Source organism: Collinsella aerofaciens, assembly GCF_025289055.1.
Taxonomy (GTDB): domain Bacteria; phylum Actinomycetota; class Coriobacteriia; order Coriobacteriales; family Coriobacteriaceae; genus Collinsella.
In genome coordinates this window covers 1-22180 of the sequence record NZ_JAESIQ010000028.1, presented here as the reverse complement: position 1 = coordinate 22180, position 22180 = coordinate 1, and the positions used below count along the sequence as shown (strand labels likewise).

Below are 22180 nucleotides of genomic sequence, written 5' to 3'. Positions count from 1 at the left end.
TTATGCCTCCTGTGCGGCCTCATTGCCCAGCTTCTGCAGCAGCGCAACCTCGGCGGCGGGATCTTCGGACTTAAATACGGCGGAGCCGGCCACGAGAACGTTGGCACCAGCCTTGACGACCTCGGCAATGTTCTTGGAAGAAATGCCGCCGTCGACCTCGATCATGGGCGACACGCCGTGGCGCTCGCACATGGCCTTGAGCTCGTGCAGTTTGGCGATAGTGCCCGGGATAAAGCTCTGGCCGCCAAAGCCGGGGTTCACGCTCATCAGCAGCACCATATCGACGACGTCGATGATGCTCTCAAGTACGCACACGGGGGTGGCGGGGTTGAGCACCACGCCGGCCTTGACGCCGCGCTGCTGCAGGTGCGTGAGCGTGCGATGCAGGTGCGCGGAGGCCTCGTAGTGCACGGTGATCATGTCGGCACCGGCGTCGGCATACCAATCGACTGTCTCGTCGGGGTTCGACACCATGAGGTGCGCGTCGACCGGTACATCGGTGGAGCGCTTGACGGCCTTAAGGATGTCGACGCCAAAGGTGAGGTTGCCGGTAAAGTGACCGTCCATAACGTCGAAGTGCACGTAGTCGGCACCGGCGATCTTGTCGAGTTCGCCCTTGAGGTTGGCCATGTCGGCCGAAAGGACGGACGGAGCGATTTTGATGGAACCCATGGTAGTAGCCTTTCTGCGCTAGTCGGTGAGTCCGTAGAACTCTTGAGAGGGGACGCGGTCGGTAAGAATCTCGAGTGCCCTATCCAAAGTAACACCGTTGTAGAGCGTTTGCTCCACGGCAAAGGTGAGCGGAATGTCTACGCCCAGTGAACGGGCAAGTTCGCTGACGCTGCGGGCCGCGACGGCGCCCTCGACAACCATATGCGTGCGCGTCTGGTACTCGTCGAGCGAAACGCCGTGGGCAAACTCGTAGCCAAAGGTGCGGTTGCGCGAATGCTCCGAGGTACAGGTGGCAATGAGGTCTCCCATGCCGGCAAGTCCCATGCAGGTCATAGCTTGTCCGCCGCGGGCGTGCACCAGACGGCTGATCTCGGCTAGGCCGCGCGTCATGATGAGGGCGAGCGTGTTGTCGCCCGCGCCGGTGCCGGCGGAGATGCCGCACACGATGGCGATGACATTTTTCATGGCGCCGCAGACCTCGACACCGGTCATGTCCTGCGACAGGTAGATGCGGAAGGCCGTGGATAGGAGCAGGTTCTTAAAGGTCTCCCCTACCTGCGCGTCTTTGCTGGCGATGACGGCGGCAGAAAGTCCGCCGCGGCAGATCTCCTCGGCATGGTTGGGGCCCGAAAGCGCCGCGACACGTGCCTCGTTGCCGATCTCACTGGCGATGACCTCGCTCATGAGCAGGCCGGACTCGGGCTCAATGCCCTTGGTGAGGCAGAGCACCGGGGTATCGGCGGCGATAAAGGGCGCGGCCTGGTGGCACACGCTGCGAAGGTGCGTCGAAGGAACGGCGAAGATGATGGCCTCGGCGCCGTCGATCGCCTGGGTCAGATCCGTCGTGGCGAAGACGTTGCCGGGCAGCTCGTAGTCCACCAAATACCGGGGATTGTGGTGCTCGCCATTGATGCCGGCGGCCGTCTGCTCGCTGTGGGCCCACATGGTCACGCGCTCGGCTCGCGCGGCAGCAAGGCCGGCGACGGCGGTTCCCCAGGAGCCGGAGCCAATCAGCGCAACTTTCATGACTCTCTCCTACTTATCGTCGGGCTCGGTGACGCGCTTGGTAAACGAGAGCTTGGACTCCTTACCGGTCATGAGCTTTTTGATGTTCGCGCGATGGGCCCACACCACGGTGATGCCGATTATCGCCATGCAGAACTTGAGGCCCAGGCTGCTGTACGGAAAGACCGCGCAAGCAGCGATGGGAAGACCGATGGCCGCGGCAAGCGAGCCCACCGACACAAACTTGGTGATGGCGACGGCCACGATAAACATGCCCAGCAGCGACAGGCCAATTGGCCAATACCAGGCGAGGATGACGCCCAGGCCAACTGCGATTCCCTTGCCGCCATGGAAATTGAGGTAGGGCGAGAAGATGTGGCCCCACACCGCTGCCAGGCAGATGACGCCGAGCATCCAGTCGCCGGCGGCGCCGGGGGCCATAATGCTCACGGGGAAGCCATAGCCCAAGTCGGCAATGAGCGGACGCGCGATAAGGACGCAGATGGCGCCCTTAAGGCAGTCGAGCAGCAGCGTGAGCGCGGCCACCTTGGGGCCGGCTACACGCAGGGCGTTGGTGGTGCCGATGTTGCCGGAGCCCGCCTTGCGAATGTCCGTGTGGTTGAACACGCGGCCCAAGATTAGGCCAAACGGAATCGCCCCGATAAAGAACGAGACCACGGCGCAGATGGCGGTCAGCAGAATCGGATTATGCATCCTTTTGCTCCTTCTTCCTAAAGAAGAGTCGAATGGGCGTGCCGGCAAAGTCGAAGGTCGAACGCATGCGGTTCTCTACGTAGCGCTGGTAGGTGTCGTTGACCAGGTCGCTGTGGTTGACGAAGAATGTGAACGTCGGCGGGTTGACGCCCGTCTGGGTCACGTAGTGCATACGCAGGCGGCGCTTGCCGTCCACCACGGTATGACCGAACTCGCGCAGGTCGGTGAGGAACGTGTTGAGGCGCGAGGTGCTGATCTTCTGCGAGCGCGTCTTTTCGGCGGCGTCTACCATTGCCCAGATCTTCTCGACGCTGCGGCCGGTCAGGGCAGAGATGCGCAGGTACTGGGCCCAGGGGGCCATGACGCCCAGACGGCGGTCGATGGTCTCCATGCAGGCCTCGCGCTTGCGGTCGTCGTCGAGCAGGTCCCACTTGTTGAGCAGCACCACGATGGCGCAGCCGCGCTCGATGGCCAAGCCCATGACCTTCTGGTCCTGCTCGGTGACGCCCACGGAGGCGTCGACGACGAGCAGCGCCACGTCGGCGCGGTCGATGGCGCGCAGGCCGCGAACCATGGAGTAGTACTCGATGTTCTCGTACACGGTGCTCTTCTTGCGGATGCCCGCGGTGTCGACCATGCGGTAGTGCTTGCCGTTGCGCTCCACGACGGTGTCGATGGCATCGCGCGTCGTGCCGGCAATGTTGGACACGATAGAGCGGTCGGCGCCCAGGATGCGGTTGAACAGCGAGGACTTACCGGCGTTGGGGCGGCCGATGATGGCCACGTTCAGCGCATCGGGGAACTCATCGGCGACCTCGTCCTCTTCCTCGGGAAGCAGGGCCACGATATCGTCGAGCAGGTCGCCCGTGCCATGGCCATGCAGGGCCGAGAGCGGCGTGGGCTCACCGATGCCGAGCGAATAGAACTCCCAGATGCTGTCGTTCTCGCGATCGGGGTTGTCGAGCTTGTTCACCAGCAGAAAGACCGGCTTGTCGCAGCGCTTGAGCATGCGGGCGACCGACTCGTCCTCCTCGGTGACGCCGGTGCGGCCGTCGACCACAAACAGGATGACGGCGGCTTCCTCGGCGGCGGCGAGCGCCTGGTCGCGGATGGACGTGGCAAAGACGTCATCGCTCTTGAGTGGCTCGATGCCGCCCGTGTCGACGATGGTGAACTCGCGGCCGTTCCAATCGGCCGTGTGATACGAGCGGTCGCGCGTGACGCCGCGTGACTCGTGGACGATGGCGTCCGAGGTCTGGGCCAGGCGGTTAACGAGCGTGGACTTGCCCACGTTTGGGCGTCCGACGACGGCGACGATAGGTTTCATCTGCTCTCCTTTAATGGGTAGGGTCAGTGGAAGTGTTAGAGTCTGCGGGCACAATGCCAAGGATATGCTCCAGGGTATCGAGCAGCTCATGTGGCATGGTCGACACCACATGAACCTCGGCGCCGCGACTGGTAAGGCTTGCGAGTAAATCGTCACGATGATACTCGTCAAGCGTCATGCCGTCAGCGTTGAACATGAGCTTAGGCACAAAGAGCATAACCCCCGAGAGGTCCTGCGGCAGCTGCTCCAGAATGTCGCAGGCGACGATGAGGCCGGTCACGTCCACGTTGCCGCCAAAGTAGCGATTCTTGATGGCCGTGACGGTGCCGGCGAGCCCCCGCGGCGATTCCACGAAACGTGCCACGGTGTCGCGTGCGCTGGCGCCCGAGAGGCACAGCAGGTGCTGGCTGCGAGCGGCGATGGCCTCGCGGACGCGGGCCAGTCGCTCGGCATCGGCGGCAAGCACATCGTCCGTCTCGTCTAGGTATGAGCGGATCATGCCGATACCGTCGTAGTACTGCGGATAGCCGTCGTAAAAGTCCGCCTCGGGCGGATCGATGCCGGCGTCCAGGTAGAACTCGTCGCTCATCTGGAAGGTGTGGCGGCCAAAACGCTCGAAGGCGCGGTCCTGGTAGGGACGAATCATGGCAATGGTCTCGCGCGCCAGTTCGGGCTTGTCGCTGTATGACCAGCTAAAGCGGTTCTGATGCTTGGTAAAACCGAGCGGCACAATGCCCAGGCTTGTGATTTGCTCGTGCTCCTCGCAAAAGCGCAGGGTCTTTTCCAGCTCCTCGTCGTCGTTCATGCCGGGGCACAACACGATTTGCGCGTGAATCTCGATGCCGGCGGCCATGATGGCCTCGAGTACGTCCATGCCGCGCTGGGCGTTGCGGCCCATCATACGACGGCGGACGTCGGGGCTCACGGCATGGACCGACACGTTCATAGGGCTCATGTTGCGTTGGATGACGTTTTGCACGTCCTCGTCGGTGAGGTTCGTGAGCGTGACGAAGTTGCCCTGCAAAAAGCTCAGGCGGTAGTCGTCGTCGCGAATATAGAGCGTGGAGCGGCCGCCCTTGGGCAACATGGTCATAAAGCAGAACACGCAGGCGTTTACGCAGGTACGCATGCCGTCGAAGATGGGGCCATCGAACTCCAGGCCCCAGTCCTCGCCCGGGAAGCGGTCGAGCTCGACGGAGGTGACGGTGTTGTCGCGTGGGTCGAAAACCTCGAGGTCGACGGTATCATCGTCGGCCTCCCAGAGCCACACGATCATGTCGGTGAGCGCCTCGCCGTTGACCGTGAGCACGCGCATGCCCGGCTCGATACCCACATCCCATGCGGGCGACTCGGGACGCACGTTCTTAACGAGCGCGCCCTCACCCGGCTCGGGGTCGCGGCTGCGCCCGTAATCGGCCACCTCGGCAGCGTATGCGGGTACGGTCTGGTCCATGGTTAGCGGCAAAGCTCCTTGATGCGCGCGACGGCGCGTTCGATGTGTTCTTGTGGGGTGGAGGCTCCAGCGGTGATGCCGATGTGGCGCGCCTCGGCAAACCAAGCGGCCTGGAGCTCGGAAGCTTCCTCGATGTGATACGTGCGCTCGCAGGCGTCTGCGCAAATTTGCGCCAGGCGGCGGGTGTTGCCCGAGTTCTTGCCACCCACGACGACCATGCAGTCGCAGCGGTTGGCAAGTGTGGCTGCTGCCTGTTGACGCTCACTCGTGGCGGCGCAGATGGTGTTGATCACGCGCAGCTCCTGCACGCGCGGGGTGATGGCAGCCACGACCTCGGCGAGGTTCTGCGCGGTCTGGGTGGTCTGCACAACCAGGCCCACCTTGCCCTTGAGCGACAAAGCGTTGGCATCGGCGGCACAGCTCACGACCTGCGCATCATTGCCGGCGTGGCCTAGGATGCCCTCCACCTCGGGATGGCCCGGCTCACCCACGACCACCACGTGGTAGCCCTCGCGCACCAGGCGCTCGGCTGCCACGTGAACCTTCTTGACGTAAGGGCAGGTGGCGTCGATGACGTTAAGGCCACGCTCGCGAGCGGCATCGATGACCTGCGGCACCACACCGTGGGCGCGGATGATCACGGTGCCGGTTGCGGCATTATCCAGGTTCTCGGCCAAGCCAACGCCTGCCTCAGCGAGCTCGCGTACCACGATGGGGTTATGGATGAGCGGCCCCAGGGTGTGGACCTGAGCGCTCTCCCCTGCCTGCGGCGCGGCAGCCAGAGCCATATTGAGCGCGCGCTGCACGCCGTAGCAAGTGCCGGCGTGGGCTGCGATCTCGATGGTGGGCGCGCCGTCCTGATCGGACGCAGTCACGGCGGTGTTCGTCACGTTCTCGCTCATGGCTAGAACCTGCCCGGATGCTCGGCGCACAGCTCGTCTCGCATGGCGTAGACGCGGTTCATGGCCTCGGACTCAAACCATTCCAGGCGCTCCGTGCGCTTAAGCCCGGCCGGTGCGTCGGAAAGCGAGACAGCCTTGCCGGCGCGGATCCAGCATTTCTTGGGACGCATGATCTTTTTGCCCGCGGGCGTGATGTCGGACCAGCCGCAAATGGCGAGCGGGTTCACAGGTGCCTTGCCCATCTGAGCGATGAGCGCAAAACCGCCGTGGACCTCGGGCTTGATCTCGCGCGAGCGGATGCGCGTGCCCTCGGGGAAGATCAGAACGTCCTCGCCGCGCTGCAGCGCATGCTGGGCGGCGCGCAAGCACTTCATATCGGCAGTACCACGCTCCACGGGGATGCCGCCGACGCGGCTGAAGGCCCAGCGCACAATCTTGCTCTTGGCGAACTCGGACTTAAAGATGGGACGAATGCGGCGCCCCCCAAAGAACAGCGCCGTCTCCACGGCCAAGAGCTCGGCCATCGAGGTGTGGTTGCAGATGACCACGCTGCCGCGGCCTTCTTGGCGCTCAAACAGTAGGTCGGCGTCCTCTACCTTCCAGCGCCACATGAGCTTGGAGAAGGCCCAAAGGATGGCCATAACCACGACGACAGTGCCGCGGATGAGCGCCGGGAACTCGGCGTAGGGGGCGTTGTAATAGTCCTCGGGCGTCTGCTTAAACAGGCGCATGGGCTACCTCCTTTGGTTAATGAGGTCCTCGATTATCGAGACGACCTCGTCGATGGTGTGGGCGGTGGAGTCGACGTGCACGGCGTCCTCGGCGGGCACGAGCGGGGCGACCTCGCGACTACTGTCGAGCTTGTCGCGCTGCTTAAGGGCGTCGAGGGTCTCGTCGACCTCGGCCTCGAGCTGCTCGGACGTGAGCGGCTGGGCATCGTTCTGGTGTCGCTGCAGCACGCGGCGACGGGCGCGCTCACGCGGGTCGGCGGTCAAGAAGACCTTGACCTGCGCGTTAGGGAACACGACTGTTCCGATGTCGCGACCCTCGGCCACGATATCGCGGTCCTCTGCTGCGCGGCGCTGGTGGATGAGCATGGCGGTGCGCACGCCCGGGTAGGCCGAGACCTTGGACACGTTGGCGTCGACCTGCGGGGTGCGGATGGCGGCCGAAGCGTCCTGGCCGTCAACGGTCAGGCGCGTGTCCTCACCGGTGCCGTTGGTAAAGCGGATTTCGATCTGCTCGGCGAGGGCGTCGATGGCCGTCTCGTCGTCCAGATCGATGCCGCGGTCGAGCGCGGCGAAGGTGACGGCGCGATACATGGCGCCCGTGTCGAGCTTGTTAAAGCCCAGCTGACGGGCGATCTCCTTAGCGATGGTGGACTTGCCGGAACCGGCGGGGCCGTCGATGGCGACGATCATGCAATGCTTCCTTTCGATGGTTGAAGTGCTGGTATGGTTCGCGGGCGTTGGGGCGCGGCGGGTTGCCTAGCCCGTGTAGCGCTCGCGGTAGGTGTTGCGCTTGGGCGCGGAGCCATGGCTGCCGTGGTGACGCGTGCGGCTGGCGGGCGTGTCTTGGGGCTTGCCGCCGCGTATGGCGCTGGCCTGCTTGGGCGGGATACCACCGCTTTTGAGGATCTGCACCTCGCGGTCGGTGAGCTCGCGCCACGAGCCCTTGGCCACATCCTTGAGCTCCAGGCCGGCAAAGTTACAGCGATGCAGACGGATCACCGGGTGGTGGATCTTGCTCAGCATGCGCTTGACCTGATTCTTGCGACCCTCGCGGATGATGACCTCCACGGCGGTGGTGCCGGGCTTGACGCCTTGCGGAGCCACGGCCTCGGCCTCGCGCGCGGTAATGACGCGGCAGATCGCCGGCTGGCACAGGCCGTCGTCGAGCTCGATGCCGCGGCGGAGCGGTTCTAAGTCGCGATCGGTCAGGTGGCCGTCCACGAGCGCCTGATAGGTCTTGTAGACGTGCTTGCTGGGGTGCAGCAGGTCCTGCGACAGATCGCCGTCGGTGGTAAAGAGCAAAAGGCCCGTGGTGTCGCGGTCCAGACGGCCCACCGGGAAAAGTCCCGGAAAGCGGTCGCGGGGGACCAGGTCGGCCACGCAAGGGCGCTCCTGCGGGTCGCTCATGGTGGTGAGGTAGCCGGTCGGCTTGTAGAGCATCAAGTACACGGCACCCTGGTTGAGCTTGACGGGCATGCCGTCGACCTCGATATGGTCGCGGTCGACGTCGACCTTGGTGCCCAGCTCAGTTGCGATCTCACCGTTAACCGTCACCCGGCCAGCGGTCATCAGGTCCTCCGAACCGCGGCGGCTCGCCACACCCGCGCGCGCCAAAAAGCGCTGCAGGCGCATGGTGTGCGGGTAGACGTGCTGGGCGTCGGTTGCGGGTACTGCGTTGCCCACGGCGCGCGTCTCCCCTGTTTCGTTAGTCCTCGTCATGCATATTCTCCGAGGTCTCGTCGACGACCAGGGCCTCAAAGTCCTCGACTGCCTCAACATCTTCAACATCGGTATCGAGCAGTTCGCGCTCTTCGTCCAGATCTTCGGCCTGCTCCTCGAGCGTGGACTGAATGCTGTGGCCGCTCAGACGCTCGCGGATAAACTGGCGCGACTGCTCGTCGGGGGCAAACTGCTCCAGGTCGGGCAGGTCTCGGGTGGAGCGCAGACCGAACTTTTCCAAGAAGGCGTTGGTCGTGCCGTAGATTATGGCCTGACCGCGCTGGGGGTCGCGGCCGAGCTCACGCACCAGGCCCTTGTCGACGAGCGACGCGATGACGCCGTCGGAGTTGACGCCGCGGATGCCCTTGACCACTTCGCGCGTGACGGGCTGGTGGTAAGCGATGACGGCCAGGGTCTCGAGCGCCGCCTGCGACAGCTTTTGCGTGTCCCAGCTCAACACATAGGCCTCGACCACGTCGTGGTAGGCGGGGTGCGTAAACAGACGCCAGCCGCCGGCGACCTCGCGCAGCTGAAAGCCACGGTTGGCCTCCTCGTACTCAACCTTGAGCTCGGCGAGCAGCGACGCGCACTCGCCCGGGGCGATATCCAGTGCGCCGGCCAGCGCGGGCGCACTCACCGGGTCGCTCGACACCAGCAGCAGCGCCTCGAGAGCGCCTTTGAGGCTGTTTGCCTCCAGCGTGGAAAGGGTTGACATGATTGCGGCTCCTATTCGGTGAGCTCGGGGCCCTCGCCGGGCACGTATGCCTCGGCTCCCTCGACTCGGTTGATGCAGATGGTTCCGAAGATCTCGTCCTGGCTCAGCGTGAGCGAGCCGCGCTTGGCGAGCTCAAGCATGGCCAGGAAGGTGACGACGAGCTGCTCGGTGGTGGCATCGCCGTTCAGTAGCTCGCGAAAGGTGCAGGTTTGGTGCGCCATGGTAAAGCGGTCGACTGAGGCCACGGTCAGGTCGAGCGGCACGCGATGCGGCGCCACATGCTCGGCCTCCAGCAGGAAGGTCTGGCGCCTGCCGTCCAGGTCGGCACAGATGACGGCGAGACCGCGCAGCGTGATGCCGGCCAGATAGTCGGGCATTAGGCCCAAAAACTCCGGGTCGGGACCGGCCACACGCGGGTGCATGCGGCTTTCGGCCTGCATGCGGGCACCGAGGGCCGCCGCCGCGCCCTTAAACTGCTTGTATGCAATCAGGCGCTGAATCAGGACCTCGCGCAAGGCGTCGCCGTCGAGCGCGCTGAGCTCCTCGAGGTCTTCGTCGAACTCGTCATCGTCGTTATCGACTTTGCGCGGGGCCTCCTGCGGCACCAGAGAGGCAGCCTTGATGTCCAAAAGGGTTGCCGCGACCAGCAAAAAGTCGCTCGCCACGTCCAGGTCCAGCGCCTCGATGCGCTCGGCCTCGGCAAGGTACTGCTCGGCCACCTCGCTGATGGAGATGGCGCCGATATCTACTTTTTGGCGGGTTACCAGCTGCAGCAGCAGGTCGAACGGTCCGCTGTAGACCTGCGTCGACACGCGATACGACATCTTCGACCTCCTTTGACGGCGCCTTCGCGGCGCGGTTTGGGTGCATGCTGCGACCGTTTTACACGGACGACCTGTAAGTTTACCTTAGATACCGGCGATTGCGAAGTTGAGCAGCTGCTCAGCAAGCGGATACACGGTAACGTCGAAATAGCGGCCGATCACATCGATGCCGGTCCACATAGGCAGCAGGTATAGAACCAGGATGAGTATGGGCATAGCGTATTGCTGCAGGCGGTAATAGTTGTTGAGCGCCTTGCCCTTGAGGAAGGGCACGATGATCGACGAGCCGTCAAGCGGCGGGATCGGGATGAGATTAAAGAACGCGAGCGACAGGTTGACCACGATAAAGGTGGCGCCGAAGTTCATGATTTGGGAGGCCACGGCAAAGGACATGCTGGTGTAGAGGTTGCCGTATGCCGCGTGCATGAGGGCGGCTGCGAGACACGCGAGCGCGATGTTCGATGCGGGGCCAGCCGCGCTCACTAGGACCTCGTCGCGCTTGGGGTGCTTGAGGTTATTGAGGTAGACGGGCACGGGCTTGGCAAAGGCAAACACCGGGCCGCCGGCGGCGAGCATCAGCAGCGGCAGGAGAATGGTGCCAAACGGGTCGATGTGGTTGAGCGGGTTGAGCGAGACGCGGCCACGGGAGCGGGCCGTCTTGTCGCCGAGCGCCCAGGCCGCGGCGGCGTGCGCGCTCTCGTGGATCACGATGCCGACGATAACGGCAACGGCGCTGGCAAGCAAGTTCATCAGGTAGCTGCTGGACATGGCGCTCCTCTAGCGGACGCGGCGCGAGGCGCGCGTGAGCAGGTAGTCGGCCACAAACAGGATGACGGCCACGATGGCGTAATCCAGGCGGAACACGCCACCAAAGGGCGATGTGATGATGCCGTAGCCGGCGATGGCGCTCGGCAGCGCGCGTGAAAGCTCAACGACAAAGCCCACGATCTGCAGCTTGGCGGTGAGGCCGCTAAAACACAGCAGCACGGTCATCGCGCTCATAAAGATGCCGCAGATGCGGCACGCGATGGCGATGATGCTCATCGCCACAGCAGCGGCCTTACGAGAGTTCACGCGCGGTCTCCTCTTCGATCTGGGTGGAAAGTTCGAGCCATTCGTCCTCGAGCTTGGGAAGCTCTTGCTTAAGGCCGTTATATTCCCCCAGCGCGGCGTTGAACTTGTCCTGATCGGCATAAAGCTCTTCGCTGGCCATCAATTCCATAAGCTCGTCATAGCGGGCGCGCTTTTTGTCGAGTTCCGTCTCGATCTTCTTGAGCTGGTTGCGCACGCCCTTGAGCTTTTTGTTGAGCGCAGCACGGGCCTGGGCCTCGGCACGCTTTTGCTCCTTGGTCTTCTTGCCCTCGACCGGCTTGGGAGCGGCGGCGGGCGCATCGGGCTGGGCCGCGGTGACTTTGGCGGACTTGGCCGTGGCCAGCGCACTCTCCCCTGCCGCCTCGGCGGCGGCGCGGGCTGCGAGGTCCTCGCGCTTGTAGAGGTAGTAGTCGTAGTCGCCGTCATAGACTGTGACTTTGCCATCGCGGATGTCGATGATGCGGTTGGCAACGGCGCGCACCAGGTGCTCGTCGTGACTGATCAGCACAATGGTACCGGGGAAGTTTTGCAGGGCGTTCTCGAGCATGTCCACCGAGTCGATGTCCAGGTGGTTGGTGGGCTCGTCCAGGCACAGGAGCGCCTCGGGGGCCACGAGCATCTTAGCCAGGGCCAAGCGCGCCTTTTCGCCGCCGGAAAGGACGCGTACCTGCTTTTCGATTGCGTCGTTGTCACTAAACAGGAAGGCGCCCAGCAGGCTGCGCTGCTGCGGCACGGTCCACTTGGGCGTAACGGTGTCGATCTCTTGCAGGACGGTGTTGGATTCGGTCATGCCCTCGAGCGCGTGCTGGGCGTAATAGGCCACGCCCACGTTGGTGCCCAGGTCGCGCGTGCCGGTAGTGGGCGGTTCCAGACCGGCGATGATCTTCATGAGGGTGGACTTGCCGGCGCCGTTGGGGCCGACGAGCGCCACGTGCTCACCGCGGTAGAGCTTGAGGTCGATGTCGCTGTAGATGTGCTTGTCGCCGTAGGACTTGGAGACGCCCTCCAGGCCCACGACCATATCGCCGGAGCGTGGCGGATCGGGGAACTTAAAGTCGATGTGCTTGTGGCCCTCGGGCAGTATGACAAGCTCCTTTTTGATCTGCTCGATCTTGCGGATGCGCTCCTGAGCCTGGGCGGCCTTGGTGGGCTTGTAGCGGAACTTGTCGACGAAGACCTGCATGTGGGCGATGTCGCGCTCCTGGGCGGCGCGCTTGGCGCGCATCTGCTCCAGGTTGTCCTCGCGCTGCTTGAGGTAGCTGCTGTAGTTGCCGGTGTAGGTGGTCACGCGACGGTTTTCGAGTGCGGCGACGTGGTCGACACAGGCGTCCATGAAGGCGCGGTCGTGGCTGACGATGAGGACGGCGCCGTCGTAGTTGGCGATAAAGCCGCGCAGCCACTGGACGCTCTCGAGGTCCAGATGGTTGGTGGGCTCGTCTAGCAGCAGCAGGTCGGGATGGCGCAGGAAGAGCTTTGCCAGCGCGATACGCATCTGCCAGCCGCCGGAGAACTCGGAGCACGGGCGCTCAAAGTCGGTGACTTTAAAGCCCAGGCCTGACAGGATCTTGCGGGCGTTGCTCTCGAGCTCGTAGCCGCCCAGGTGCTCAAAGCGGTCCTGAACCTGGCCATACTCGTTGAGGAGTGCGTCGACGTCCTTGCCCTTCTCGGAGAGCTCGGTGATCTGAGCCTGCAGCTCGTTGGCGCGCTCGCCCATGCGGCGAATTTCCTTGGCGGCCGCCATGACCTCGGCAAGGATGGTGGTGTCCTTTTGCTCCAGGTTGGTTTCTTGCTCTAGATATCCTACCTGGCAGTCCTTGGCGTACTGGACCTGGCCGGCGTCGGGGCTGTCGATGCCCATGATGATCTTGAGCATGGTGGTTTTGCCGGCGCCGTTGGGGCCCACGAGCGCGAAGCGCTCGCCGGGGTTGATCTGGAAGGACGCGCCGCTAAAGAGGACGCGCGCGCCGAAGCTTTTTTCGATCTTGTCGACCAGGAGGATCATGCTGCCGCCTTTGACCTTGTGTTCCTATATGAAAAAAGGCCCCAACTTGCGTTGGAGCCTCATTCAATGCTCGGGTGGAGACGAGGGGGATCGAACCCCTGACCTCTTGACTGCCAGTCAAGCGCTCTCCCAGCTGAGCTACGCCCCCGTGCGAAGAAGTACTATACGGGAACTCGGACGGCGATGCAAGGACAATTTTGGAAAAACTTTCGCGGGCGCGGCGCGGGCCGCCATCCGCCCAACGGCCGTCTTGCCGGCGCCAGGCCCATTACCGGGGCCAATCGCGCTCCCGCCGACCCGGCGATTTCAAAACCATGCCGGTTTACGGGGCCAGGCCGGGAACCCCCGAGCATGCCGTCATCGGTAAAATCAAAACCGCAGGTAGACGGCTTGCGCATTCCGTGAAATGCAGGGTATGGACGGCCGGTCCGGGTCCAGCCCCGTAATCCGGCATGGTTTTTGAAATGGTTCTTGTCAACCAGCATAATCTTTTACGTGGATTTGAACTGCAAACGTTTATCAAAGCAATTTGGCAGGCATATGGAGTGGGAACTATGGCAAAAAGAAGCCGGGCTATTTGCCCGGCCCCTTGATTCTCTGGTGGGCCCTCCGGGATTCGAACCCAGAACCCAGGGATTATGAGTCCCCTGCGCTAACCGTTGCGCCAAGAGCCCTTATAAAATGGCGTGTGCGATAGAGGCCAATAGAACAGATCCCTATCTTGAACCACGTCGTGAAATACTACCATGCACGCGGCGCCCGTTCAACGCACGATCTTGTCGACCAGGAGGATCATGCTGCCGCCTTTGACCTTGTGTTCCTATATGAAAAAAGGCCCCAACTTGCGTTGGAGCCTCATTCAATGCTCGGGTGGAGACGAGGGGGATCGAACCCCTGACCTCTTGACTGCCAGTCAAGCGCTCTCCCAGCTGAGCTACGCCCCCGTGCGAAGAAGTACTATACGGGAACTCGGACGGCGATGCAAGGACAATTTTGGAAAAACTTTCGCGGGCGCGGCGCGGGCCGCCATCCGCCCAACGGCCGTCTTGCCGGCGCCAGGCCCATTATCGGGGCCAATCGCGCTCCCGCCGACCCGGCGATTTCAAAACCATGCCGGTTTACGGGGCCAGGCCGGGAACCCCCGAGCATGCCGTCATCGGTAAAATCAAAACCGCAGGTAGACGGCTTGCGCATTCCGTGAAATGCAGGGTATGGACGGCCGGTCCGGGTCCAGCCCCGTAATCCGGCATGGTTTTTGAAATGACATTAATTCACTAACAGGCAAACTTGGTAGTTCTAGCGCCTTGTCGCCGACTAATTTCCGATTTCCAACCAGTTGCACAAAACATTTGCTCGCAGTCTCGTCTCGGCGCACTTCATTGCCTCAGTTTTGGCTTTATAGCAAATCCCTAAACGGTCGCAGACACTTCTGACTATGGTGTCTAGCAGCTTTGAATCGTTGAGCATATCGTGAGTCACCAGGAATACATCGAATCCCATGCTCTGCAACGCAGTCATGCGCTCCGCATCGTGGTCAAGTATTGCACCTGAGCCATGAATGACCTCACCTTGGATCTCGATAATAACTGCCTTCATTAGGATTGGGTTTACGATCACGATGTCGCCGTAGCAGACCTTTTGGCCAGCGATGCTTTGGGCTGCCACGGATAGAGGGGTTAAATCGTTGAGGTACACGTATCTGAATCCTGCACCACCTAGACGTCGAGAACGACTTAGAAGCAGGACCCCAGCGACTTCGAGTGGAGACGCAGCAATGCCGATAACCTGCTGAGCGGCATCATAAAACTGCTTTCCCCACATTTGACTTTTGACCTTGTCGGCGAATCGATGCAGAACGCTTAGCTCGATGAGCGGCTTTCTCATCCAAAGAGAAGTGCCTTTGAGTTTCGTAACCTCTCTTCCATCCTCACGCTTGTTCGTTTGGCCTTCTTTATCTGTGGCCTTTACGGTTGCGCGGGCATAAACTCGTTTCCAAGGAACCTCGTCTTCGCCTTCTCCAAGTTCGACCAGATCCTGTGTGCTGGAATTGCGATTCTCCTCTATCGCCATTTTTAACTGCATTTCGGCAGCGGGAGCCGGCTCGAAAACAGAAAACCAACCGCAAAGTTCGTACATAGCCAGTACGAGATCTATTTGGGACACAAAGCGTGTCATAGTAAATAACGTGTTAAGCGGATTGGTGACACTAAAGCCTAAATTAGTGTCGATTGTTGTGCCGGCATCCGATGCCCCTTCCCAGCGAATAGTAGAGCGCAATCCCGAGTGGTGATTACAACAACCTGGCGAAGCAACAGCGATAATCGGGGTCTTGAGGACTTCGGTTACAAAAGGGGCTTGGGATAGAGCTCGCCAGCCGTCTTCGGAGTTGGGCAGGCGCAGGTAGAGATTGCGCACCTGCGGTGGGCAGCGCCAATAGCGGAATGCAGTGTTTGCGCAGACGATTTCGTCCATTTGCGCCTCCCCTGGTATCGGCCGTAGGCCATGCGGTTGTGGTCGTGGACGATTATCTACTGGGGCATCATGCGGGTAAGTACCGGAAGCTGACCAAACGCTGACCAAAAAATGGATGGGATGTGTTGAAAGGTTGCCACGAGGCGTGAATGTGCTGGTACGAGCTGTGAGCCAGTGGTCTTTTTCTCCACAATTGCGTATGAATCATGCAAAGAACTCATTGAAAGAGCGCGTGAACTATTTTCAAAATGTTCGACGACGTCACTCTATAGTTAGTCAACGAACGAAAATTATATTCAATATGTAGGAGCTATGAAGGGTTTGCGATCAATAAAATATAGGACCCCATGCTAATAAAAATCAAAATTTGGTGTCACCCTTGGTGTCAAAAAGAAAAAGGCCAGAGGCTTAACACCTCTGACCTACTCTTTTGATGGTGGGCGATACAAGATTCGAACTTGTGACCCCATCCGTGTGAAGGATATGCTCTACCCCTGAGCCAATCGCCCGTCGCCTTTCGGCAAAAGAGATACTAACATAGCCGTACGTGGTTTACCAAGAACTTTTTGCCCCCGATTTTAAATTCGTGGGTGCTAGCCAAGCCAAAGCAACCAAAGCAATCGACAAAACCGCAGCTAAACCACCATTTACCGCTTAATCCACGAAGTCTCGGGGCGGCAGATAAGTCGCGCGTTGTTGTAGGCCATGTCGAGCGTGAGGCAGGTGCGCGCGGCGTAGAAACCGTCCTCGCGCTGGATGGTCAGCGCCAGCTCGGGCTTGTCGCCGGTCAGGCACAGCGGCAAGAGCAGCTGGATCCGGCCGCCGTAGAACTGCGGCACGGCGAGCGTGTAGTTGGCGGCGGCGCGGCGGGCGGCTTCGACGACGGCGCCCTCAAAGGCGCGACGCAGCAGCAACGAGTTACCCTCCCCCATCAGACTGGCGGGAATATGCGTCAGGTTCTCCTCATCGCCCAGAATGTGGTCGATGTTGGAACGGATGGGCAGGCGGTAGTCAAAGACCAGCTCGGAGGGGTCCTCGGCAAAGCGCACGCGGCACGGCAGGTACTCAAACGAGACCAGCATGGGGTCGCTCTCCTTAAAGAAGCCCTTCAAAAACCAGCGCTGGCGCGCGTCGGGCTTGGTGTTGGGCTCAAACAGGCCGTAGATGGTCTCGTAGCGGCGCGTGTACAGGCCGGTGTTGAATAGGCAGCGGTCGTCGTCGAACACCAGCGGCAAGTTGGACGGGGCAGTCTGGTCCACGTCGCGCTCGGTCAGGAACACCGCGCGGCTAAACGAAAACGACAGATAGTTTTTGAGGATGCGGTTGCCGGGGCCCCAGTCCTCGGGATCGGCGAGGTCGGCCAAGCGTTCGTAGCAGGGCTCGGGGCAAAACGCAAAGTCGTATACATTGCTGCACAGGGTGTTGGGGATCTCCATGTGGCGTCCATTCCATTTCATAGCTGTCGTGCGGATGCTTTGATTCTATACGTGCGACGGGTCGGCCATATCCGCAATGCAACCGCGGCGTAGCTCTTCGGCGAGCCCACTGGTCGTGCGGTTTCCGGATACGAGGTCCTGGATCCAAGCGTAGTACTGGTTTCGTTAGAGCGATACCCGTTATCAGGCGCGTTCGACCGCCACCTTTGCTCCTGGCTCTCCGGCAGAGTAGATATCTCTTGGTATTAGAGGCGCCTCCAATCAATGCGATTGAAAGCGCCTTCTCCGCGAGCATTGTTTTGATTGCGTTGGTCGTGCTCTGCGACCAAGGTCTTCTCGGCAGGCTTTCTTTTGATTCCGTTGGTCGCGCCTTACGACCAAAATCAAAGTCAAGCATACAAATGAATGGGAAGAGCTGCAAGGCAAACCCAGAAGTCACACGGTCGCGCTCGTCGGCTCTCGGGCTATGCCAGAAGGCTGGATAGTACCGCTATCCGTCGAAGGACAAAAATGGCGAGGTACGTACCTCGCCGATCTGGCACCTCCAAGACGGCCGTCTCTTTGGTGATTGAGTTTTCTCACACTTCAGGGGCATTTAGAGCTGCATTGATAAGGTCGGCGGAGTTGTCGAAACGACCTAGTTCTCCACTGGCAAAGAACGCATCCCCTTCGCGGATGGCCTCTAGGCTTTCGGCGTTAGGTTCTTTGGGAGGACAGGGCTGTAGGGTTGTATCCGTAAGCTCATCGTTTAGTTTATGTTGAGACATAAAGGCGTATCTCTTCCTGCTTGATGCTTTTGCGGAATGCTGGGCGCATGTGCTCTGGTGGGTTGGTGACGAGATCAACCTTTCGTCCAAGTTCCTTCTCGAGCTCATGGGAGAGTTCGTAAAGCGCGCCGAACGTCATGGTGTTGCCGCAGACTAGGCGCAAGTCAATATCGCTATCGGGCCTTTGCTCGCCTCGGGCAAACGAGCCAAATAAATATGCTTCGCTGACGTCGTATTGAGTCAGCACGCGGGATAACGCGGATGATATGTAATCAAGTGAAATTATGTCTCAATTGGGCGATTAACAGTAGAACGTCAGGGGGCCAGCGCCGAAACCGCTGGTCCGGCTTTTTGGCGTTCGGCGAGCTCGAAGATAAACGGGGCGTTTGATCTAACAAATTCTGTCAAGAAATTGAGGTCATCAGCAGTAAATCCTTTGACGTTGAACCATTTGACCGCAGGCAAGAAGCATTCTGCATGGTCAAAGCCAAGGCCAACCGGACGTTCGACGGCTACGCGAACGGTTCCGTCTTCTCTTGTCTCTGAGTAGGCAAACTGAGTGCCGTCATCTAGCTGAACATAGCTCCAAAGCATTGCTACCTCGTTTACAACTTTTTGAGTTAATAGCCTGCCCCTAACGCGGGATGAATCGCACTAGTTACCCGACCCAAATACGTCATCTACAAGATCAGGCAAGTCAGTCCATACTTGATAGACGACAACGTTGTCCGGATTCATTTCTCTTGCACGACGTTTATCATCCGTATTGTGCTTTGCGGCATTGGTCAAAGCCTGGCCCTTGTTGCCGTCAATCATTTCGAGATTTACCGACTTGAACTTTGACGCGGAGGACCTGTTGGGGTCAGTAGATTTTAGAACGCCAAGGTCGCGCGCTCTTTTCTCACATTGTGGCGTCGATGCAAAAGTTTCCGGGCATGGTGAGACATGATCGATAAGCCATACTTCAAAGCATGGATTGGAGATCGCGAGCCTAACCCCTTTTGTCTTTGCTTCTCGTTCTGCTGCGGCTAGGTTTCTGAATTCATCTGAATCGACTACGATCCATGCGGAACTCAATGCTTCGATTTCGCCTGCTTTAACGGCCTTTTTATCTGAATCGAGCTCTCGCGAAAGCTGCTTGGCCACCTTCAAAGGGTCTCCGTCAATATGCCGATACCGCACGCTTCCGCGAACGTCCATTTCAGTAATAAGGAAGTTAAAGTATTCGGTTTCGGTCACCTTTCCATTGGACACAATTAGGTGGCGCTTTCGCTTGGCTCTTGTCTGCTTTTTGCGGCCGCGAGCAAGTCCCCTCCTTTCTGTCTTAGCCATCTATGTCAGCACCTTCCTTCATGAGTTGGGCCACAAGTTGATGAAAGCTTGGGTTGGGCAGCGGCACATAGACACCGTTTAAGTAATTGCGCCCCAGATTCTCATTTGCACGAGGCGAATACTCCATCGCAGCAATTAATTGCGAAGCACCTTCAGAGTCCTTTTCCACAAACCAGACCTGGTCACGTTCAAGCACCTCTTCCATAGGGCTGGTTCGCGTCATCAAGGTGACATCATGGGTCGAGAAGATTAGCTGCGCGCCCTTTGGATTTGTGTCGGGATCGGCGAACAGTGAGACGAAGTCGCGCAGGAGCGTGGGATGAAGGCTCGAATCAAGCTCGTCAATTACTGTTGTGGCCCCACTGCTTAAAGAACGTAAGGCTACCGAGAAAAACGCCAGCGCAGCTTTTGTGCCCTCCGATTCATGGGCGGAGCCCAGCCAAAAGCCATCTCCCGAGCCTTTATGGTGGAAGACTAGGTCATAAGCGAACGACAATTTAAAGTCTTCTGCAATTTTATTACGTGCCTCTTCCGGAATCTCATCGAGTCCAATGAGTGATTCTTTTAAACCCATGACGCCTTCCGATTGACGGACATCCATGCCGTCAATTCCGATATCAGCATATTTAATGAGCTGAGATAGCATCTGAGCTCGTGCGTCATCGTTGATAAACAGCTTTTTTATGGTGGCGAGTTCTGCTAGATAATGCGTTGCATCATAGAGATTGATGTCATTGGCAAGAGCTGCGAATGCGGGTTGAATTACATCACTTCCAGCCGCCGCGGCGGCAGATAAGAACAAAGAATTATTGCGCGTGATATCCCAAAGTTGTTTTTTGACGCCTGTAAAAGTGCTACCAAATTTAATCGACTGTTCGCCGTTTATCGAAGAGCGGTCATAGAGGAGGGACGGCTGTTTTGATCGGTATACGGTGAGGTTCTCATAAGTAACCTCATTTTTGTTTACACCAAATGAAAACTCATACTTCAAATTGCTGGCGATAAAATCTATCGAGAATTCTGTGTCATTTGATCGTGACTCCGAGTCAAGTAAAAAGGGGACGATGGGTATTTGAGAATTCGCATCGCCTGTCGCATAACCTGTACGAACAAAGTAAGAGACAAAGTAAAGAGCATTTAGGAAATTTGATTTGCCTGACGCGTTTGCGCCGTAAACCGCAGCCACTCGCACGGGCCCAAGTTCCTTTTTGCTCGAAATCGGTTCAAACGAGAACTGCTGAGTATCTCGAAAGCTCTGAAAGTTCTTAAATGAAAAATTGAGGATCATCTTTAGAATCCTTCTCAAATATATCGATTATTCACAGACATCCTTAAATAACAAGAACAATTATATAGTTTTAAAACCGATATTTGTTAACTTTGAACAAATATCGGTTTTAAATTGAGATTTTAGGCAATGAACCTTATAAGTACGTATGACATAATGCCTGAAGCATAATTCTCTACGCTGATATTAAGAGCAATCTTCAATGACGGTGTCTCTTAATCTCACTCACTATGCCGGCGCATCTCTTCTCAATGCTGTCGGGAAAGAGCGAAGCTTCGGTAATGCCAAGTTTACTCAACTCGTTCAGTATTGATGCTTTTCTATCAGATGGCACTATGCAACGACCGGCTATCACGGGACTGTCTTTGGGCAGTGGACTTATTAAGTCATCAAACGACAAAGAAGAATCCTTACCACGAATGTCATTTGGGAAAAGAATATATTGGCCGGACTGAGCGGCTTGTCTATCAAGATATCTAGTTCCGTAGACAAATAATGTATCTTCGCAGCACTTCTTAAACCATTTTGCCTGATCAGTTGGCTCAGGGTAAATTGAAAGCACTAGATCACGTTGATAGTCAAAGTATGGTCTTGATATTGCAAGTGAGGCAAAACGAGACAGAAGCTTTGAGTTCATAAATAGATGCCAAGAGTCCGCAATTGCCTGGCAGATGGGATATTCCCGCTTATCCCCTCCCGGTCGCCTAAAGATAAATACTTCGCCCACGTCATCAGGATTGCCGCAGGCGAAATAGAGGGCGGCAAGTGCGTTTGAAGTTACATCTAATAGCCTGGTAGGGACTCCGTAGTGCTGGAGGCAGGCTAAAAGATCAATCGGAAGCAAATCTCGCTTGAAGACATTTGGCAATATGCGGCAGGCAGTTTCAATAATATCCGCCTCGTGCGTAAGGCTGCCTGTGATAGGGGAAATGGTGTTCGATCCCGGTTTACGCCAATAGCTGTCTCTTCCGATTGACGGAACAAGATCAAACTTAGTCGATCCTTGTCCTCGGAAAACAAATGTAGATTCATATGTCTTGGCTTCACCATTTATTGTTGGTGAAAGTCCGTTGATGTATTTGATATACGAGGCTACATCTTCAACCTCAACTTTGGCTTCACTAGACATATATCAATCCTTTAGTGGAACAAGAAGCTTTATAAACGGCAGCATTTGGATTGCAATTATCTTATCGCTCTGGCGGATGGGGTGTAAGGCTCAACATCGGTAATAGATCGAGAGGCGGTCGAGCTGAACAAAATAGTGCCGTCGCAGCGATAGCTGATACGGCACCAATCTCTAATAAATTGATTTAGTAGAAGGCTAAAGACTTCTGCAATGGCTGCATTTATTTCTCCCCTGGTCTCACTTAAACGAGGCCTTAGCAGCGATATGCGGCAGCCAAGAGCGCTGTTCCCAGAATGAAAAGCGTTAAGGAAGCGGCGATCCAGTTGTTGTCGGCAGTCTTGGGGAGTACCGCAGTGGTCGCGGTGGCAACCTTGGGTTTGGGGACTTTGGCGACCGTGGTCTTGGTTACTGTCGTTGTTGTCTTGGTTGTCGTGGCTTCGGGTTTCAGTGCCGGATTTGCCGTGGGCCCTGTGGCGGGCTCTCCGGCAGCGGGGTTAGCATCGGTGGGAGACTTGTCCGCGCTATCACCCGGTACCTCGCCCCCATCGGTCTCCCCCGCCGGCGCCGTCGCGCCCTCGGGCTCAATCACCACATGCGGAG

Annotated in this window: 22 protein-coding genes and 4 tRNA genes; all 26 read right to left on the bottom strand. The window is 58.7% G+C overall.

Going from position 1 to position 22180, the window contains the following annotated elements:
* The gene (gene rpe / locus JMJ97_RS08555; RefSeq protein WP_260699924.1) at positions 1-672 is read right to left on the bottom strand and encodes a ribulose-phosphate 3-epimerase; all 672 of its coding nucleotides are present in this window, start codon (positions 670-672) and stop codon (positions 1-3) included.
* Positions 673-690: 18 nt separating this feature from the next.
* Positions 691-1698, bottom strand: a complete 1008-nt coding sequence (locus tag JMJ97_RS08550; protein WP_260699923.1) for an NAD(P)H-dependent glycerol-3-phosphate dehydrogenase — start codon at positions 1696-1698, stop codon at positions 691-693.
* 9 nt (positions 1699-1707) lie between these two features.
* Positions 1708-2391 carry a glycerol-3-phosphate 1-O-acyltransferase PlsY gene (gene plsY, locus JMJ97_RS08545; protein ID WP_148346663.1) on the bottom strand — a complete coding sequence of 228 codons (684 nt, stop codon included), beginning with the start codon at positions 2389-2391 and terminating at the stop codon, positions 1708-1710.
* Positions 2384-3718 carry a ribosome biogenesis GTPase Der gene (gene der / locus JMJ97_RS08540; protein ID WP_006236029.1) on the bottom strand — a complete coding sequence of 445 codons (1335 nt, stop codon included), beginning with the start codon at positions 3716-3718 and terminating at the stop codon, positions 2384-2386. The genes plsY and der overlap by 8 nt, the downstream gene beginning before the upstream one ends.
* 10 nt (positions 3719-3728) lie before the next feature.
* Positions 3729-5171, bottom strand: a complete 1443-nt coding sequence (locus JMJ97_RS08535) for a DUF512 domain-containing protein (protein WP_260699922.1) — start codon at positions 5169-5171, stop codon at positions 3729-3731.
* A 2-nt stretch (positions 5172-5173) separates the two neighbouring features.
* Positions 5174-6073 (bottom strand): 4-hydroxy-3-methylbut-2-enyl diphosphate reductase, encoded by a 900-nt coding sequence (locus JMJ97_RS08530; protein ID WP_260699921.1) that lies wholly within the window; start codon positions 6071-6073, stop codon positions 5174-5176.
* A gap of 2 nt (positions 6074-6075) precedes the next feature.
* Complete coding sequence (locus JMJ97_RS08525; RefSeq protein WP_260699920.1) at positions 6076-6804, bottom strand: lysophospholipid acyltransferase family protein; 729 nt, start codon at positions 6802-6804, stop codon at positions 6076-6078.
* A 3-nt stretch (positions 6805-6807) separates the two neighbouring features.
* Positions 6808-7494 carry a (d)CMP kinase gene (cmk, locus tag JMJ97_RS08520; RefSeq protein ID WP_260699919.1) on the bottom strand — a complete coding sequence of 229 codons (687 nt, stop codon included), beginning with the start codon at positions 7492-7494 and terminating at the stop codon, positions 6808-6810.
* Positions 7495-7560: 66 nt separating this feature from the next.
* Positions 7561-8523 (bottom strand): pseudouridine synthase, encoded by a 963-nt coding sequence (locus tag JMJ97_RS08515; protein ID WP_260699918.1) that lies wholly within the window; start codon positions 8521-8523, stop codon positions 7561-7563.
* Positions 8510-9238, bottom strand: a complete 729-nt coding sequence (gene scpB, locus JMJ97_RS08510) for an SMC-Scp complex subunit ScpB (protein ID WP_260699917.1) — start codon at positions 9236-9238, stop codon at positions 8510-8512. Before scpB ends, JMJ97_RS08515 begins: the two co-directional genes overlap by 14 nt.
* 11 nt (positions 9239-9249) lie before the next feature.
* Positions 9250-10062 carry a segregation and condensation protein A gene (locus tag JMJ97_RS08505; RefSeq protein ID WP_260699916.1) on the bottom strand — a complete coding sequence of 271 codons (813 nt, stop codon included), beginning with the start codon at positions 10060-10062 and terminating at the stop codon, positions 9250-9252.
* An 84-nt stretch (positions 10063-10146) separates the two neighbouring features.
* Positions 10147-10830, bottom strand: coding sequence for a site-2 protease family protein (locus JMJ97_RS08500; protein WP_260699915.1), 684 nt, complete (start codon positions 10828-10830; stop codon positions 10147-10149).
* Between the two features lie 9 nt (positions 10831-10839).
* Complete coding sequence (locus tag JMJ97_RS08495; protein WP_260699914.1) at positions 10840-11136, bottom strand: hypothetical protein; 297 nt, start codon at positions 11134-11136, stop codon at positions 10840-10842.
* Entirely contained in the window at positions 11123-13156 is a 2034-nt protein-coding gene (locus JMJ97_RS08490) for an ABC-F family ATP-binding cassette domain-containing protein (protein WP_260699913.1), read from the bottom strand. The genes JMJ97_RS08495 and JMJ97_RS08490 overlap by 14 nt, the downstream gene beginning before the upstream one ends.
* A 75-nt stretch (positions 13157-13231) precedes the next feature.
* Positions 13232-13304, bottom strand: a tRNA-Ala gene (locus tag JMJ97_RS08485).
* A gap of 450 nt (positions 13305-13754) precedes the next feature.
* Positions 13755-13830: transfer RNA gene (locus tag JMJ97_RS08480), tRNA-Ile, on the bottom strand.
* Between the two features lie 197 nt (positions 13831-14027).
* Positions 14028-14100: transfer RNA gene (locus JMJ97_RS08475), tRNA-Ala, on the bottom strand.
* Positions 14101-14470: 370 nt separating this feature from the next.
* Positions 14471-15628: a hypothetical protein gene (locus JMJ97_RS08470; RefSeq protein WP_260699912.1), complete on the bottom strand. Its 1158-nt coding sequence runs from the start codon at positions 15626-15628 to the stop codon at positions 14471-14473.
* Positions 15629-16062: 434 nt separating this feature from the next.
* Positions 16063-16137: transfer RNA gene (locus JMJ97_RS08465), tRNA-Val, on the bottom strand.
* A 138-nt stretch (positions 16138-16275) separates the two neighbouring features.
* Complete coding sequence (locus tag JMJ97_RS08460) at positions 16276-17064, bottom strand: DUF3825 domain-containing protein (RefSeq protein ID WP_260699910.1); 789 nt, start codon at positions 17062-17064, stop codon at positions 16276-16278.
* Between the two features lie 753 nt (positions 17065-17817).
* Positions 17818-18078, bottom strand: a complete 261-nt coding sequence (locus JMJ97_RS09685; RefSeq protein WP_368136667.1) for a nucleotidyltransferase family protein — start codon at positions 18076-18078, stop codon at positions 17818-17820.
* Between the two features lie 68 nt (positions 18079-18146).
* Positions 18147-18425 carry a hypothetical protein gene (locus tag JMJ97_RS08455; protein ID WP_260699908.1) on the bottom strand — a complete coding sequence of 93 codons (279 nt, stop codon included), beginning with the start codon at positions 18423-18425 and terminating at the stop codon, positions 18147-18149.
* Between the two features lie 60 nt (positions 18426-18485).
* On the bottom strand, positions 18486-19163 hold the full coding sequence (locus tag JMJ97_RS08450) for an RloB family protein (protein ID WP_260699907.1): 678 nt from the start codon (positions 19161-19163) through the stop codon (positions 18486-18488).
* The gene (locus JMJ97_RS08445) at positions 19156-20451 is read right to left on the bottom strand and encodes an AAA family ATPase (RefSeq protein ID WP_260699905.1); all 1296 of its coding nucleotides are present in this window, start codon (positions 20449-20451) and stop codon (positions 19156-19158) included. Before JMJ97_RS08445 ends, JMJ97_RS08450 begins: the two co-directional genes overlap by 8 nt.
* A gap of 199 nt (positions 20452-20650) precedes the next feature.
* On the bottom strand, positions 20651-21580 hold the full coding sequence (locus tag JMJ97_RS08440) for an FRG domain-containing protein (RefSeq protein WP_152068137.1): 930 nt from the start codon (positions 21578-21580) through the stop codon (positions 20651-20653).
* 253 nt (positions 21581-21833) lie between these two features.
* A partial coding sequence (locus JMJ97_RS08435; RefSeq protein ID WP_260699904.1) for a hypothetical protein occupies positions 21834-22180 on the bottom strand: 347 nt, incomplete at its 5' end.